We start from the raw sequence: 16,814 nt of genomic DNA on the forward strand, positions 1-16,814 counted from the left end.
TTACAATTCATTAAAGATTTTCTCCATTTTCAACGATTTATTCTTTAAATTCAAAATATGTTAAGGAAATCTTTATAAGTGGGCTAAATATTACAATATTTTAGCATTTTTACTTATATTCGCAAACCTTGATTTAGAAAGAAATAAACTCAGAATTCATGGCAAATAAATTCAAAGAATATAAACACTTAGACTTAGTACAAGTCGCACAGGATACTTTACAAGATTGGAAAGAAAATAATGTTTTTGAGAAAAGTATTACGTCTCGTGAAGGGAATGATTCGTACGTTTTCTATGAAGGACCACCTTCAGCAAACGGAAAGCCAGGAATTCACCACGTATTAGCACGTTCGATCAAAGATATATTTTGTCGTTACCAAACCTTAAAAGGAAAACAAGTTTTCCGTAAAGCAGGTTGGGATACACACGGTTTACCAGTTGAATTAGGTACTGAGAAAGAATTAGGAATTACAAAAGAAGATATTGGAAGTAAAATTTCGGTAACAGAATATAACGAAGCTTGTAAAAACACGGTTATGCGTTACACAGATTTGTGGAATGACTTAACGGAGAAAATGGGATATTGGGTGGATATGAATGATCCCTATATCACGTACAAGCCAAAATACATGGAATCAGTATGGTGGTTGTTAAAACAAATCTATAACAAAGATTTATTATACAAAGGATATACGATCCAACCGTATTCTCCAAAAGCAGGGACAGGTTTATCTTCTCACGAATTAAACCAACCTGGGACTTATCAAGATGTTACAGATACAACAATTGTCGCACAATTCAAAGCAAAGAAAGAATCTTCAGCTTTATTAAAAGATGTTGAAGGTGAGGTTTATTTCTTAGCCTGGACAACGACACCTTGGACTTTACCATCAAATACAGCGTTAACGGTTGGACCAAAAATCGACTATGTTTTAGTAGAAACATTCAATCAATATACATTTGAACCGATTAAAGTAATCTTAGCAAAACCGTTGGTAGGAAAACAATTCGGTAAACCTTATTTCTTAGCTGAAACCGAAGAAGATTTCACGATTTATGCGGCAGGAAATAAAACAATTCCTTACCGTGTATTAGCAGAATACAAAGGAGCTGATTTAGTGGGGGCACGCTACGAACAATTATTACCATGGGCTTTACCATTTGAAGATGCAGATCAAGCATTCCAAGTGATTCCGGGTGATTTCGTAACGACAGAAGATGGTACGGGTATCGTTCATACGGCTCCAACTTTTGGTGCAGATGATGCGAAAGTTGCAAAAGATGCTGGTGTTCCTGCCATGTTAGTTTTAGATGCGAACGGAAATGCAGTTCCATTGGTGGACTTACAAGGTCGTTTTGTAGAATCTTTAGGTGAAGGTTTCGGAGGGAAATACGTGAAAAACGAATACTACGACGAAGGACAAGCACCTGAGAAATCGGTAGACGTAGAAATCGCGATTTTATTAAAAGAGCGTAATCAAGCGTTCAAAGTAGAGAAATACAAACACAGTTACCCACACTGTTGGAGAACGGATAAACCAATTTTATATTACCCATTAGATTCTTGGTTCATTAAAGTTACTGCGGTAAAAGACCGTATGGTTGAATTGAACAAAGAAATTAACTGGAAACCAAAAGCTACTGGAGAAGGACGTTTCGGAAACTGGTTAGAAAATGCGAACGATTGGAACTTATCGCGTTCTCGTTACTGGGGAATTCCATTACCAATTTGGAGAACGGACGAAGGGGACGAAGTAACGGTTGTTGGTTCTGTTGAAGAATTAGTCGCTGAAATTGAAAAAGCAATTGCTGCAGGTTTCATGACTTCGAATCCATTTGATGGTTTCAAAGTGGGGGATATGTCTGATGCAAATTATGATTTAATTGACTTACACAAAAATGTAGTGGATGAAATCACATTAGTTTCTGCTTCAGGTAAGCCAATGAAACGTGAGTCGGACTTAATTGACGTATGGTTCGATTCAGGAGCAATGCCTTATGCACAAGTGCACTATCCATTCGAGAACAAAGAATTAATCGATAACGGAACAATGTACCCAGCCGATTTCATTGCGGAAGGGGTAGACCAAACCCGTGGTTGGTTCTATACCTTACACGCGATCGGAACATTAGTATTTGATTCAAAAGCATACAAAAACGTGGTGTCTAACGGTTTAGTGTTGGATAAAAACGGACAAAAAATGTCAAAACGTTTAGGAAATGCCGTTGATCCATTCGAAACTTTAGCGACTTATGGTCCTGATGCAACGCGTTGGTACATGATTGCAAATGCTCAACCATGGGAAAACTTAAAATTCGATTTAGCAGGAGTAGATGAGGTACGTCGTAAATTATTCGGTACTTTATACAACACGTATTCATTCTTTGCTCTATATGCCAACGTGGATGGATTTACGTATGCGGAAGAAGAAATCCCAGTAGAAGAACGTGCGGAATTAGACCAATGGATTTTATCGGAGTTAAATACATTAACGAAGAAAGTTGATACCTATTTAGCAGAATACGAACCAACAAAAGCCGCTCGTGCAATTCAAGAATTCGTAATCGATAACTTATCGAATTGGCACATCCGTTTATCAAGAAGACGTTTCTGGAAAGGAGAGTACTCAAAAGATAAAATCTCTGCTTATCAAACATTATATAGTGTATTAGAAACTGTAGCAATTTTAGGATCTCCAATCGCTCCATTCTTCATGGATCGCTTATACAAAGACTTAAACAATGCAACAGGTAAAAATACTGCAGAATCTGTTCATTTAGCCTTATTCCCTAAAGTGGATGAATCGTTAATTAAAGCCGATTTAGAGGAACAAACACACTTAGCGCAAACGGCTACAAGTATGATTTTATCCTTACGTAAGTTAAGTGATAATAAAGTACGTCAACCTTTACAAAAAGTTATTATACCTGTATTAAATGATTCGATGAAACAAAAATTAGAATCTGTTACAGAGTTATTAAAACAGGAGGTTAATGTAAAAGAAATTCAGCTTTTAACAAACGAAGAAGCTTCGAATTTATTGGTAAAATCAATTAAGCCTAACTTCAAAACTTTAGGACCAAAATTTGGTAAAGAAATGAAGGCAATCTCTGCTGCTACAGCACAATTATCGAATGATGAAATTGTTAAATTAGAAGCTGAAGGGAAAATTGATTTGGTAATCGACAATAAAACTTATACTTTAGAAGTAGAAGATTTCGAAATTTCAACGAAAGATATTCCTGGTTGGACTGTAGCTTCTAATGCTACTTTGACTGTGGCTTTAGATTTACAGTTAACGGATGAATTAATCAATGAAGGGATTGCGCGTGAATTAGTCAATCGTGTACAAAATTTACGTAAAGAGACTGGATTAGAAGTAACTGACAAAATCAAACTATTACTAAAAAATGATGAACCAATCGTAAAAGCTGTGGAAGGAAACCAAGAGTATATCACTTCAGAAACATTAACTGTAGCATTAGAATTAGTAGATGCTATTGATAATGGAGTAGAAGTAGAAATCAATGGAATCGAAACAGTGATTGCGATACAAAAAATGTAACGCTTATGACTACAGACGAAAGAGTAAGGTATTCTGATAAGGAATTAGAAGAATTCAGAGTTTTAATTCAAGAAAAGCTTGATCAAGCCATTCGTGATTATGAACTTTTGAAAGAGGCTTACATGAATGACAGTTCCAATGGAACTGACGACACGTCTCCAACATTCAAAGCCTTCGAAGAAGGTTCTGAAACGATGAGTAAAGAGCAAAATGCACAATTAGCATCGCGCCAAGAAAAATTCATCAGAGATTTAAAAAATGCATTAATTCGCATCGAAAATAAAACGTATGGTATTTGTCGTGTGACAGGAAAATTAATTAATCCCGAGCGATTAAAATTAGTTCCTCACGCTACTTTAAGTATCGAGGCGAAGAATTTACAACGTTAAAATATAATTTTTTGAAAAAAATATTTTGGATTACTTTATTGGTTCTATTCATAGACCAAGTATCAAAAATATATGTCAAAACTAATTTCTTCTTAGGCGAGGATGTCGAAGTGTTTAGCTGGTTCAAAATCGCCTTTGTAGAAAATCCTGGAATGGCATACGGAATGGAGTTTGGTGGGGTAACAGGAAAAATTATTTTAACTGTACTACGAATTATACTTATTGGAGGTATTATTTATTATATCTACGAATGGTCGAAACGTATTTCGAATAACTACTTTATCATTCCCGTAGGTTTAGTCCTTGCAGGAGCAATAGGAAATGTTATCGACTGTATCTTTTATGGGGTTCTTTTTGATAAAGGAACAACGTGGGATACAATGTTTGGCGGTTGGGTAGGGTATCCAGGTGTCGCATCAGCTGATTTCTCGGGTTATTCCGGATGGTTAACTGGTTGTGTTGTGGATATGTTATATTTTCCATTAGTGGAGTTTGACTGGCCTACATGGATTCCATTTGTTGGAGGTCAACACTACAAATTCTTTCAACCCGTATTTAATATTGCTGATACTGCAATTTCAATCGGAGGTTTTGCCTTATTTATTTTTAGAAACAAAGCTTTTATTACAGACTCAGGTCAGAAAATTAAGTTTTAAAATAAAAAAAACCACTTCAAAAATGAAGTGGTTTTTTTATGGTATTTTAATTCCAAACACAAAATCATTCAGGATACCTTCAGAACTTTCTAAATGAATAAAACCCATAAATTCTTCGAAATAATGAGCGATTATGGTTTTATCTTGTACCCTTAAATCCAATTCATAAAGCTTGAATTCATCAGTTGTTTTTTTAATAGCCAACTAATAATAACGATTATCTGGATGATTACTGGTATTACTCAGCTCTAAAACATTCGCTAAGTGATTTATTTTCTTTTCTACACCAGTTTAAACTCTCAGCAGATACTGTATTAGTTGTTTTGAATTTTTCTTTCTGAATAAAGGGTTCAAATTTTTTTTAGGTGGGCTGTTGTCCCTAACTTACAAAAGAATATGATAAAAGAACCATGGATAATGGTCTACAATACCTCATATTTAGTCAATCATTGAAAGTTGTATTTTTCGTTTTTCCTCATCAATTCCAATTACTGTCACTTGTACTTGTTGTTGCAAATGAACTTTCGTCGAAACATCAGAAATAAATTCTTGACAAATTTTAGAAATATGAACAAGTCCATTTTCTTTTAAGCCAATATCTACAAAACAACCAAAATTGGTGATGTTATTAACAATTCCAGGGACCTTCATACCCAATTTTAAATCTTCAAATTTCTTTAAACGCGAATCAAAACTAAATACTGTAGCTGATGCTCGTGGATCTAAACCAGGTTTTTCTAATTCTTTTATAATATCGTGTAATGTCAGTAAACCGATGGTTGGAGTTATATATTTTTCTATGTCAATTTGCTGAATTAATTCAGAATTTTGGATTAAGTCCTTTACATCTACTTGAAGGTCCTTCGCCATTTGCTTTACAATTCCATAGGATTCGGGGTGAACCGCTGAATTATCCAACGGATTTTTTCCATTTGGAATGCGTAGAAAGGCTGAAGCTTGTTGGTATGCTTTTTCACCCAATCGAGGTACTTTTTTAAGCTCTTCACGACTGGAAAAAGGACCATTTTCAGAACGATATTGAACAATGTTTTCGGCTAATTTTTCTCCAATTCCTGAAACATAATTCAATAAATGTTTGCTGGCTGTATTCAAATGAACACCCACTTTATTCACACAGATAGATACCACCTCATCCAATTCATTTTTTAATAAGGTTTGATCGACATCATGTTGATATTGACCAACTCCAATGGATTTAGGATCAATTTTAACCAATTCAGCTAAAGGATCTTGTAAACGTCGACCTATAGAAACAGCTCCACGTACAGTAACATCTTTGTCTGGAAATTCTTCTCGTGCAATTTTAGAAGCGGAATAAACAGAGGCACCGGCTTCATTCACAATAAAAACTTTTAGGGGACGATCAAATGCAATGTTTTGGACCAAGTTTTCGGTCTCGCGTGAGGCGGTTCCATTTCCAATCGATATGGCTTCAATTTGATAAGCATTAACTAACGATTTTAATTTTTTTATCGCACCTGCTTTGTCGTTTTGTGGCGCGTGTGGATAGATGTTTTCATTGTGCAATAAATCGCCTTGTTCATCTAAACAAACAATTTTACAGCCAGATTTGTACCCCGGATCAATGGCTAAGATTCTTTTCTGCCCCAAAGGTGGAGCAAGTAACAATTGATTTAAGTTTTTTGAGAAGACTTCTATCGAATTTAGATCGGCTTTTTGTTTGGCTTCTTTTAAAACTTCTGTTACGATAGATGGTGCTAACAAACGTTTGTAGCTGTCTTTAATTGCTTCTTCAATGATCCAGGAAATTTCAGGTTGTAAGGATTTTACCAACGTATATTCCAAGAATTTATAGGCATCTTTTTTATCGATGGCAATGGTAAGCTTTAAGTACCCTTCGCGCTCTCCTCGAAGCATAGCCAAAAGACGATGGGCAGCACATTTTTTTAACGGTTCCTCAAAATCGAAATAATTGGCATACACTTTAGCATTTTCATCATCCATTTTGGCTTTTACACCCTTCGAATGAATTGTAGCTTGGCGACGATACATTTCGCGTAAGCGTTGACGAACGTATTCATTTTCATTGATCCATTCTGCAATAATAGAATTAACACCTTCTAACGCTTCTGCATTGGTCGTGACTTCATCATTGAGATAATTGGCAATTAATTGGTCTAAATCATTAATCATGTTTTGTTTCATGATGATTTTTGCCAATGGTTCTAAGCCTTTTTCTTTGGCGATGGTCGCCTTTGTTTTTTTCTTTTTCTTAAAAGGCAAATAGATATCTTCGAGTTGATTAAGATCAAATGATTTTAAAATTTTAGCTTCTAAATCGGGTGTTAAAACATGAGTTTCTTTTAATGTTTGGATGATAAATGATTTTCGACTAACGATTTCATCGTAAACACTTTTAAGTTTTTTAATTGCAGAAATTTCAACTTCATCTAAGTTTCCTGTCATTTCTTTACGATATCTCGCAATAAATGGTATAGTGAAATCATCGTTTAAACATTTAATGGTATTTAAAATCGATTTTTCCGAAAGATTTGGCAATGATTTTTGAATGAATGTTGTCAATTCCATAATGGGTCAAAATAATGATGCAAATTACAATTTTTTTGTGATTCCCTCTGAAATAGGGCGCAATAAAGGGTAAGTAATATTTATTAATTATTTTATTCGTATCAATTTGATTTAAAATCAATTAATTTTTCAATAAAAAGTAAAAATCTTTATATGAATGTTTGGAAAATTAATTTTTACTTTCTAAATTAGCAATAGGTAGTAGAGAGTAAGATTGATTTTTTTTTAATGTTAAATTATGCTTGCGAAAGTAAGTTAAAAATCAATTGGGTTTTAGTTGAAAAACTAAAACCCTTTCTATTTTATGTTATATTTGAGTCTTAAATTAAATACTACAATGGCTCGAATCAAAATCAATATCCCTCAAGATTTTATTTTTAAAACCACAATTCCTGTTCGTATTACTGATCTGAATTATGGCAATCATTTAGCGAATGATCGCGTCCTTTCTTTAGTTCATGAAGCAAGAGTACAATTTTTAAATCATTTTGGTTGGAACGAAATGAACATAGGAGGTGCGGGAATGATTATGGCGGATGTGGCTGTGGAATATAAAAATCAAGCCTTCTATCATGATGCTTTAGAATTTTCGATATCCGTTGGCGATTTTACACGAGTTAGTTTTGATCTATTTTATCAAATTACATGTGGTGAAAAGCTAATAGCAAAAGTAAAAACCGGAATGGTCACGTTCGATTATGCTACAAATAAGGTGGTTGAAGTCCCCGAAATTGTGAAAAATATCCTTAAAAACGATTTTGATACACACAAAACAATTTAGTCTTTGTAAATTTGCACCGAATTATGAAGATTTTACCGTATAAAAATTTGTTTGTCGGGATTACCGATACATTGAATAATATTTTCTTCGAAGGAAAATATGCTGATAAAGAAGTTGAACGTACCCTTAAGTCAAATAAGCAATGGGGAGCTCGAGATCGAGCATTCATTGCAGAAACGGTTTATGATTTAGTACGTTGGAAAAGATTAGTGGAAGGGGCAATGGCTCGTCCTTTGGCTCCAGATACATTATGGGAGTTTGTAGGGACGTGGTTTGCATTAGATCCTGAAGAAAAATTACCATCTTGGGAAGAATTTTCACGTATCAATCATAAAGAAATTTTAAAAAGACATCACAAATCTGCTAAAAATCAAGCGGTAGCGGAGTCTTATCCTGATTGGATGTTTGAAGTTGGTCAAGCCGAATTAGGTGATCGTTGGATTGAGGAAGCGCAAGCGATGAATATTCCAGCTCCAACGGTATTACGTGTCAATACTTTAAAAACGGATCGTAAAACATTACAGAAATTATTAAAACAACGTCAGATTAAGACGAAAGTTTTATCAAAATATCAAGATGCATTAGAGCTTGAAGAGAAAACAAATATCTTCAGAACCGATGAATTCCAAAATGGATTTTTCGAAGTTCAGGATGCCGGTTCTCAAATGATTGCGCCATATTTGCGTGTTGAACCTGGAATGCGTGTGGTTGATGCATGTGCAGGAGCAGGAGGTAAAACATTACATTTAGCATCATTAATGAATAACAAAGGACAAATCATTGCCATGGATATTCACGAGTGGAAGTTAAAAGAATTAAAACGTCGTGCCTCTCGTAATGATGTTCAAAACATTCAGACTCGTTTAATTGAGTCTAAAACAATCAAGAAAATGGCGAACTCTGCAGATCGTTTATTGATTGATGCGCCTTGTTCTGGTTTTGGTGTTTTACGTCGTAATCCGGATGCCAAATGGAAATTGGATCCTGAATTCTTAGATCGTATCCGTGAAACGCAAGCGATGATCATCAATGATTATTCGAAGATTATCAAAGTGGGTGGATTAATGGTCTATGCAACATGTTCGATTTTACCATCGGAAAATCAAGAACAAGTAGAGAAATTCTTAGCGAATAATCCCAACTACAAATTAATTAACGATAAAACATATTATCCTTCTGAATCGGGTTATGATGGTTTTTACATGGCGTTAATTGAGCGTGTATCTTAAAAAAAAATAAGATTTTAAATAATTATAAAGGATTAAGCCATGCTTAATCCTTTTTTAGTTGAAACTCTACCCGACGGTTTTGTAAGTTTTTCCAAGGCTCACATTTTTCTGCAGGTCTACACATCGTATATTTTAATTCGGTATCTCCTTTACCTGATATCGTAAAACGTTTTTCATTCACTCCTTTCTCTTTCAAATATTGGACAACTGCTTTCGCACGATTAAGGGATAAGGTTTTATTGTATTCACTACTTCCCATGGCGTCGGTATGTCCTTCGACGACAAAGTTTAAATTTGAATTCGTTTTCATTAGCTTTACAATTCGATCCAAAATGGGATAATCAACAGGACGAATTACCGTTTGATCAAATTCAAATTCCACTACACGTATTAATTCATTCGAATAATCCTGAACATAAATGGCTTTCGCATCCCCTTTAAGTTGATCTACAGGACAACCTTTTGTTAACAATGGACCTTTTTCATTGATGCATTCATCAAACCAATCTGCAATTCCATCGCCATCGGTATCGTAATCTTGACTAAAATTACTGTTGTCATTATTTTGGATTAAGACTGTATAAGGGGTCGATAAATTAAATTCCATCCCTAATTTCTCGATTTCTTTACGGTAGCGACCATCCGCTTTACAAATTTCACCACAACGATCTTCATCTTTTAAAAGGAAATCAATTCGTTGTTTGATCCAATAAAATTTAATAGCTTCGGATAAATGCGAGGGATTGGCTTTTGTAATTTCAAATTGAGATTGATAGGTTTCATTTCCATTTTTCGCTGTTAAGTTCAATTGTTTTGGATAAACTTTTTTACAGTCTTTCGAAACAAAATGCACAGGTTCATTGGACAAATAGCCGTTAAAGTTTTTCGGATAAGTTTCATTTAAATTAATGCTTTTCGATTGAACCTGAATATTTCTCAATAAAGGTTTTAAAAGCTGTTTTTGAAACTGTTTTATTTTATACCCCATTTCATATTCATTATTAATCACAATTGGTCGATTTCCAGTGGTTAGGGATAAAAAGTTCATGGCACGATAATCAATCGTATGACCAATGCCTAACACAAAAAATTGAGCATATTTAAGGTGTGATTTAATGGATAAATGTAAGTTTTGATTGATGTCCAAATCGCCATCCGAAATAATGGTAATAATTCGGTTGTATTCGGGATTCACTTTGAAGGCTTGAATTTTATCAATGGCTTCATTGAGTTTCGTTGCCCCTTTACCGTATTCTTTATGGATGAATTCAATGGCTTTCTCAATATTTTCTTTGCTGGCATCCACCGAATGATTCGAAAAATTTTCTTGATTGGTAGCGTACAATACGATGTTAAACTTTTCTTCTGCTTTGAGTTGACGAAGGGTTGAAGCCATCATTTTCTTTAATTCTTCAATAGGTTTACCTTTCATGGAACCTGAAGCATCAATTACAAATATAAACTCACGTGGCGCAATAGTTTTAATTTCTTTAGGCGGTTGTATAATTCCTAAAATATAATCACACCCGTTTTCTGAAAAATGTTGAACCGCAGAATTGATTTTTTTTGCTTCATATTGATACGTCAAATTAATTTTTTGATTCCCTTTGGCCGTAAATGACCAATGTTTGGGAGATATTTTTTTGATGGTTGGAACGACTTTATTCAATAAAGTATTATCCAATGGAATGTTTCCAGTGATTTGAAAATGGAATTCGTTTGCGGAGGATTTTTTTGTTTTTTCATCTTTACCAATGGAAGTAAATTGCTCTGTGCGTAGAGCAATAGGTTCTGGAACCGTAAGTTGATACTCGATTTCTTGATGATCAATAATTTTAGAAAGTTTTAAATCGATAATAATCTTTTCTCCTGGTTTTACTTGATGTAAGTTTAAGATCAGATTTTGAGTTTTGATTTGATTATCATATCCACTTTTTGATTGTAATTTTTTGATTTCTTGACGAACGGTATAAATGGGCTTTGATTCCAATTGCACCATCTTTTGATTGAATTCAGCTTTTAATTCATAGACATTTTGGGCATGATGTTGAGGAACCACAAATCGAAGATCAATGGGTACGTCTGCACGATTGGTGTATGTATAATGGTATTGTACATCCCCTAAAAAATGATTCAATAAAAAATCAACGCGAAGACTGTCTGCGGAAATTTTTTCAAAATCTTTTAAATTTTTTGTTTCTAAGTAAGGAAATGTATTTTGACCGTAACTGGGCTGAAATAGGGTAAGAATGAATAGAATAGTTAGGTAAAAAATTCGCATGGTTTAAGTATAATAGATAAATCTTTAGTCTTTCATTAGCAAGAATAATTATAATCTAATAATTTAACAAAATTGTTCATTAAATTTGCGTAAAATTTATATTAAATGGGATTTAAATTTACTGAAGTTGAGAGAGTTGAGTCGATTTCGGCTAAAGACTTTCAAAAATATTACGTAAAACCTCAGAAACCTGTTGTGGTTGAACGTATAACTGAAGATTGGCCTGCTTATGAAAAATGGAACTTTGAGTATCTAAAGCAAGTCGCTGGGGAAAAAGTGGTGCCGCTTTATAACAACGATCCGGTAGATTATACCAAAAAAGTAAACGAGCCTGTTGCAAAGATGAAGATGAGCGAATATGTGGATTTATTGCAATCAGGACCAACCGATTTACGTATTTTCTTATATAATTTGATGAGCCAAGTTCCGCAACTTCAAAAAGATTATCGGATGCCCGATTTGGGTTTAAATTTATTTAAATCGATGCCTATGCTTTTTATTGGAGGTGCAGGATCTAATGTTTTTATGCATTATGATATTGATTTAGCGAATATTTTACATTTTCATTTTGCAGGTGAGAAAAAATGTATCATCGTTCCACCAACGGATTCAAAGTATATGTACAAAATTCCGTATTCGGTGATTTGTCGTGAAGATATTGATTTTGATAACCCTGATTTTGAAAAATGGCCTGCATTAAAACATATCAATCCGATGATGGCTGATTTAAAGCACGGTGAAATGTTATACATGCCTGAAGGTTGGTGGCATTATATGAAATACATTACACCAGGTTTTTCGATGAGTTTACGTTCATTAGCTCATAAACCGAAGAACTTTACAGAAGCGGTTTATAATATATTCATTATGCGAAATATTGATAATATTATGCGAAAAATAAAAGGCCAAGCTTGGATCGAAGAAAAAAATGAACGAGCAATTACAGAGACCAACAAATTAATATTCAAATAAATCGTACCGATCAACAAAATATGAAGAAAGGAAGTTTTTAATACAACTTCCTTTTTTCGTTTTAATTGACTTAATTAACAACCCATCGAATGATATACTATCCGAATGTAATTCTGAGGTATAATTCGAAATTATATCCATATGAAAAGTAAACAAGGAAGTTTTTGGGCATTGTTGCCTTTAATCGTCTTTATTCTAATTTATTTTACGGCATCCATTGTACTAAACGACTTTTATTCCGTTCCGGCTATTGTTATTTTTGTGTTTGCACTTGTACTAGCCTTTTTACAATTTCCTAAAGTAAATTTTAATTCGAAAATAGAGGCGTTTTGTAAAGGAGCAGGGGAAGAGACCATTGTATTAATGATCCTCATCTTCTTATTAGCTGGTGCGTTTGGAAGTTTAGGCTCAGCGACTGGTGCAGTGACGTCAACGGTCAATTTATTTGTCACCTTATTGCCTGAAAACTTTATCGTTGCTGGATTCTTTCTGATCGCTTGTTTTATTTCGGTATCCCTTGGGACTTCTGTAGGAACAATTGTTACATTGTCCCCCATAGCTGTTGAGTTGGAAAAAATTATTCCGGGTTCAACTGCTATCTTACTAGGTTCTATTGTAGGAGGTGCTATGTTTGGGGATAACCTATCCTTCATTTCAGATACAACTATTGCTGCCACGCGTACTCAAGATGTGGATATGAAATCAAAATTCAAATCCAATTTTAGGATTGTATTACCCGCTGCAATAGTTTCCATCGTATTGTATTATCTTATCAGTCAAGATTTGGATGTGTCTCATATTCAGCAACAAAATTTAGAGTATGATTTAATTTCGATTATTCCATATGTATTGGTTTTTGGACTTGCGATTTCAGGATTAAACGTGATTTGGTCATTGATAATTGGAATTGTAGGATTTATTGGCTTGGGAATCTTTAATAATCAAATTCCGATGTTGGAGTTGATTAAAAATATTAATACCGGTTTTTCGGGTATGTTTGAATTGAGTATTCTTTGTCTAATCATAGGGGGAGTTGTAGGAATCGTTCGCTATAATGGGGGATTAGAGTTTATTATTCATCTACTCACAAAAAATATTCGAAATAAGAAACAAGCTGAACTAAGTATCGCGGGATTAATTGCATTAGCTGATGCCGCACTTGCCAATAATACCATTGCCATTTTAATTGTGGGGCCTGTGGCCAAAGAGATTTCGGATCAACACGGGTTAATTCCTAAGCGAGTAGCGAGTATTCTCGATACCGTTTCTTGTTTTGTACAAGGGGTTATTCCCTATGGAGCACAAGTTCTATCGGCTGTAGCTGTTACGAAAGTCGTTTCTACAGGATTGCCTACAGTATCTTCTTTAGAGGTCATATCAAACTTGTATTATCCATTTTTAACTGGTATCAGTTTACTTGTTTTTATCGTTTTTATTTCACCTTATACAAAGAAAAAGAACGAATTGATGTAGGATAAGATTCCTTCAAATATTATTTTGTAATTTTGCCATCTGAAAATTAAGAGAATGAAAAGAGTTGTCGTAGGACTTTCTGGGGGAGTTGATTCAAGTGTAACAGCCTATTTGTTAAAAGAACAAGGGTATGATGTTATTGGATTATTTATGCGTAATTGGAACGATGCATCGGTAACGTTAGAAGACGAATGTCCGTGGATTGAAGATAGCGCTGACGCTTTATTAATTGCTGAAAAATTGGGAATTCCATTTCAAGTAATTGATATGTCTGATTCGTATAAGGAGCGTATTGTAGATTATATGTTTAATGAATATGAGCAGGGGCGTACTCCGAATCCAGATGTTTTATGTAACCGCGAAATTAAATTTGATTTATTCTTAAAAACGGCATTAGATTTAGGTGCAGATTATGTCGCAACGGGACATTATGCACGTAAAACATCTTTTATTGATGAAGATGGGAAAGAAGTCTTTCAATTGTTGAAAGGATTGGATAACAATAAAGATCAATCGTATTTCTTATGTCAGTTATCACAAGAACAATTGTCGAAAGCATTATTTCCAATTGGAGGAATTGAAAAACCAGAGGTTCGTCGCATAGCCAAAGAACAAGGGTTAGTCACTGCGGATAAAAAGGATTCACAAGGATTATGTTTTATTGGGAAAGTTAGTTTGCCTGAATTTTTACAACAACAATTAAAACCAAAAACAGGTGAAATCATTGAAGTGGCTAAAGATTGGAAAGGTTTTGAACGAACAGTACCTACATTCCACTCGAAATATGAAGCTTTAGAGTTTGAAGCTCGTGGATATTCTTATACAAAAGAAGATGGTGAAGTGGTAGGACAACACCAAGGTGCGCATTACTTCACAAGAGGACAACGTAAAGGTCTAGGTGTAGGAGGAAAAGTAGAACCATTATTTGTGATTGATACCGATGTGAAAGAAAATGTTATTTACACTGGTCAGGGAGCAAATCATCCGGGATTATTGAAAAAAGCATTATTTATCAAAGAAGAAGAAATTCACTGGGTTCGTGAAGATTTAGCTTTAGAAGAAGGAGAAACTAAAGAAATTATGGCGCGTATTCGTTACCGTCAACCGTTACAAATGGCTACATTACATAAAGCAAAAGAGGGGCTTTATGTCGAATTCTTAAATCCGCAATCCGCGATTACAGAAGGACAATTCTGCGCATGGTATATCGATGACGAGTTAATTGGTTCAGGTGTAATTAATTATTAGTAAAACATTAACGATAATATTCAAGCGCTTAGGATTTTTTCTAAGCGCTTTTTTTATATTTTTAAACCACCTAAAAAAAGAAAAGAATGAGTTTGAATAATTGGTTGTATAGCCTACTAATGATTGTCATGATAACTTCATGTACTGTGTCTCATAATGTTCCTACTTCCCAAGTTCCAAATAATTTCATCAATCCGAATATCACAAGTGCTTATGTAGATCAGAATGGAAATTTCTTTCCTAACCAATGGAAGGATAAATTTGGTAATCCATCTAAAAATGCTACACGTAAAGAATATTCATTGATGAAAATTGCAACGGAAAGTGGATTTGAAGAAGAATTGACAAAATTTGAAACGACTCAATTGAAGGGGTTTTCTGATCGAATAAAGAATAAAAAACGCATTATCATTTTTGTTCATGGCATCAACAATGATTACATGACAAGTTTGGTAAATTATAACAAGGCACGTTCTCTTATGGATGTGGATTTGAAAAAAGATGAAATTGTCAATTTCTATTGGGATGGACTTAAAACCTCAAGTATCTTCGGAGCTGCGAAAGTTTGGATTAGTGCAACAACCAATAGTCAGTTGGCGGGAGAATTTGGATTAAGACGAATTTTAAATTCCATAAAAAATAAAGAAGTGTATATCATCTCGCACAGCCGCGGAGCGTCAGTAGTGCTGAGTGCATTAAAAAATCCTGTATTGAAAAACAATGAGAAACGAATCGTTGAAAAATTTCATCATGTGGATATAGAAGATGAAGATCCTTTACAAGAAAATGAAAATAAAATTTTTAGTATCATGTTAGCGCCAGCTATTGGTGCAGATGATTTTAAAGATGAAAATGGGGAATTTAAGTCGTTTACACCTCAATTAAAAACCATTCACTCGACCATTAATCAAACGGATTTTGTATTAGGGAAAGGAAAAACGGGGATATTATCGAAACGTCTTACCTCTACCGATTTTGGTTTTAATCCAGAAACACAGCAAATGATTGCCGAGCAATATCATTTATGTGATGCGACGGACTTTACAGGTCAGAAATCCCATGATTTTAAGGATTACATCAACAATCCTAAATTTAAAGAAATTCTCCGTAAATTTAAATTAGCAAAATAATGGAAGAGCGTCAAAAGACGCTCTTTTTATTTTTTGAATTCGATGACTTCTAAGTTTTCTAACTTGCCTTGATTGACTTCAAAACGAAGCATGGTACGCACCTGATGAAAGCCATGTTTCCCCACAGCTCCAGGATTGAGATGAATCAAGCCTAACGCTTTATCGGGCATCACTTTTAAAATATGCGAATGTCCGCAAATAAAAACTTTTGGAGGATTGGCGATGATTTCCTTTTTGATTTTAGGATTGTACTTCCCTGGATATCCCCCAATGTGGGTAATCCAAACATCAACTCCTTCAATGGTGAATCGATTATTTAACGGATAGACGGAACGAATGGTTTGATCGTCAATATTTCCGTAAACCGCACGTACAGGTTTTATTTTTTCCAATTCATCCATAATTTTTAGATCGCCAATGTCACCCGCATGCCATATTTCGTCTGCATTTTGTGCATAATCTAAAATTCGATCATCCATATACGAATGCGTATCGGAAAGTAAAAGGATTTTCTTCAA

General features: G+C 34.4%; 13 protein-coding genes. 9 read left to right on the forward strand and 4 right to left on the reverse strand.

The window, feature by feature from the left end:
• Positions 1-158: 158 nt before the first annotated feature.
• The 3 genes from ileS to AC1QSP_RS13270 are packed head-to-tail and all read left to right on the forward strand — an operon-like array spanning position 159 to position 4,611.
• A complete protein-coding gene (ileS, locus tag AC1QSP_RS13260) occupies positions 159-3,566 on the forward strand; it encodes an isoleucine--tRNA ligase (RefSeq protein WP_484079094.1) in 3,408 nt (1,135 codons plus the stop codon).
• A gap of 5 nt (positions 3,567-3,571) precedes the next feature.
• The gene (locus tag AC1QSP_RS13265) at positions 3,572-3,955 is read left to right on the forward strand and encodes a TraR/DksA family transcriptional regulator (protein WP_121933593.1); all 384 of its coding nucleotides are present in this window, start codon (positions 3,572-3,574) and stop codon (positions 3,953-3,955) included.
• Between the two features lie 11 nt (positions 3,956-3,966).
• Complete coding sequence (locus tag AC1QSP_RS13270) at positions 3,967-4,611, forward strand: lipoprotein signal peptidase (RefSeq protein ID WP_484079095.1); 645 nt, start codon at positions 3,967-3,969, stop codon at positions 4,609-4,611.
• Between the two features lie 36 nt (positions 4,612-4,647).
• Here the strand turns inward: AC1QSP_RS13270 and AC1QSP_RS13275 are convergent, their stop codons facing one another.
• Positions 4,648-4,815, reverse strand: coding sequence for a DUF4844 domain-containing protein (locus AC1QSP_RS13275; protein ID WP_484079096.1), 168 nt, complete (start codon positions 4,813-4,815; stop codon positions 4,648-4,650).
• A 234-nt stretch (positions 4,816-5,049) separates the two neighbouring features.
• The gene (locus AC1QSP_RS13280; protein WP_484079097.1) at positions 5,050-7,182 is read right to left on the reverse strand and encodes a Tex family protein; all 2,133 of its coding nucleotides are present in this window, start codon (positions 7,180-7,182) and stop codon (positions 5,050-5,052) included.
• 337 nt (positions 7,183-7,519) lie between these two features.
• Between AC1QSP_RS13280 and AC1QSP_RS13285 the strand changes: the two genes are divergently transcribed.
• Positions 7,520-7,963, forward strand: coding sequence for an acyl-CoA thioesterase (locus AC1QSP_RS13285; RefSeq protein WP_484079098.1), 444 nt, complete (start codon positions 7,520-7,522; stop codon positions 7,961-7,963).
• 23 nt (positions 7,964-7,986) lie between these two features.
• On the forward strand, positions 7,987-9,192 hold the full coding sequence (locus tag AC1QSP_RS13290) for an RsmB/NOP family class I SAM-dependent RNA methyltransferase (protein WP_484079099.1): 1,206 nt from the start codon (positions 7,987-7,989) through the stop codon (positions 9,190-9,192).
• 43 nt (positions 9,193-9,235) lie between these two features.
• Here AC1QSP_RS13290 and AC1QSP_RS13295 read toward each other — a convergent pair whose 3' ends face one another.
• Positions 9,236-11,473 (reverse strand): OmpA family protein, encoded by a 2,238-nt coding sequence (locus AC1QSP_RS13295; protein WP_484079100.1) that lies wholly within the window; start codon positions 11,471-11,473, stop codon positions 9,236-9,238.
• A gap of 105 nt (positions 11,474-11,578) precedes the next feature.
• Between AC1QSP_RS13295 and AC1QSP_RS13300 the strand changes: the two genes are divergently transcribed.
• The 4 genes from AC1QSP_RS13300 to AC1QSP_RS13315 all read left to right on the forward strand — a co-directional run bounded on the left by AC1QSP_RS13300 (position 11,579) and on the right by AC1QSP_RS13315 (position 16,296).
• Complete coding sequence (locus tag AC1QSP_RS13300) at positions 11,579-12,445, forward strand: cupin-like domain-containing protein (RefSeq protein WP_484079101.1); 867 nt, start codon at positions 11,579-11,581, stop codon at positions 12,443-12,445.
• Positions 12,446-12,586: 141 nt separating this feature from the next.
• Positions 12,587-13,918 (forward strand): Na+/H+ antiporter NhaC family protein, encoded by a 1,332-nt coding sequence (locus AC1QSP_RS13305; RefSeq protein WP_484079102.1) that lies wholly within the window; start codon positions 12,587-12,589, stop codon positions 13,916-13,918.
• A 54-nt stretch (positions 13,919-13,972) separates the two neighbouring features.
• Entirely contained in the window at positions 13,973-15,166 is a 1,194-nt protein-coding gene (mnmA, locus tag AC1QSP_RS13310; RefSeq protein WP_484079103.1) for a tRNA 2-thiouridine(34) synthase MnmA, read from the forward strand.
• Positions 15,167-15,252: 86 nt separating this feature from the next.
• A complete protein-coding gene (locus tag AC1QSP_RS13315; protein ID WP_484079104.1) occupies positions 15,253-16,296 on the forward strand; it encodes an alpha/beta hydrolase in 1,044 nt (347 codons plus the stop codon).
• A gap of 26 nt (positions 16,297-16,322) precedes the next feature.
• Here AC1QSP_RS13315 and AC1QSP_RS13320 read toward each other — a convergent pair whose 3' ends face one another.
• Positions 16,323-16,814: a metallophosphoesterase family protein gene (locus AC1QSP_RS13320; protein ID WP_322970768.1), complete on the reverse strand. Its 492-nt coding sequence runs from the start codon at positions 16,812-16,814 to the stop codon at positions 16,323-16,325.

It is taken from the genome of Faecalibacter sp., from assembly GCF_057177045.1.

What these genes read in the sequence shown, in the direction of transcription:
- mnmA (WP_484079103.1), top strand. Translation starts at nt 13,973, where the DNA reads ATGAAAAGAGTTGTCGTAGGACTTTCTGGGGGAGTTGATTCAAGTGTA.
- AC1QSP_RS13295 (WP_484079100.1), bottom strand. Translation starts at nt 11,473, where the DNA reads ATGCGAATTTTTTACCTAACTATTCTATTCATTCTTACCCTATTTCAG.
- ileS (WP_484079094.1), top strand. Translation starts at nt 159, where the DNA reads ATGGCAAATAAATTCAAAGAATATAAACACTTAGACTTAGTACAAGTC.
- AC1QSP_RS13305 (WP_484079102.1), top strand. Translation starts at nt 12,587, where the DNA reads ATGAAAAGTAAACAAGGAAGTTTTTGGGCATTGTTGCCTTTAATCGTC.
- AC1QSP_RS13315 (WP_484079104.1), top strand. Translation starts at nt 15,253, where the DNA reads ATGAGTTTGAATAATTGGTTGTATAGCCTACTAATGATTGTCATGATA.
- AC1QSP_RS13280 (WP_484079097.1), bottom strand. Translation starts at nt 7,182, where the DNA reads ATGGAATTGACAACATTCATTCAAAAATCATTGCCAAATCTTTCGGAA.
- AC1QSP_RS13290 (WP_484079099.1), top strand. Translation starts at nt 7,987, where the DNA reads ATGAAGATTTTACCGTATAAAAATTTGTTTGTCGGGATTACCGATACA.
- AC1QSP_RS13265 (WP_121933593.1), top strand. Translation starts at nt 3,572, where the DNA reads ATGACTACAGACGAAAGAGTAAGGTATTCTGATAAGGAATTAGAAGAA.
- AC1QSP_RS13300 (WP_484079101.1), top strand. Translation starts at nt 11,579, where the DNA reads ATGGGATTTAAATTTACTGAAGTTGAGAGAGTTGAGTCGATTTCGGCT.
- AC1QSP_RS13285 (WP_484079098.1), top strand. Translation starts at nt 7,520, where the DNA reads ATGGCTCGAATCAAAATCAATATCCCTCAAGATTTTATTTTTAAAACC.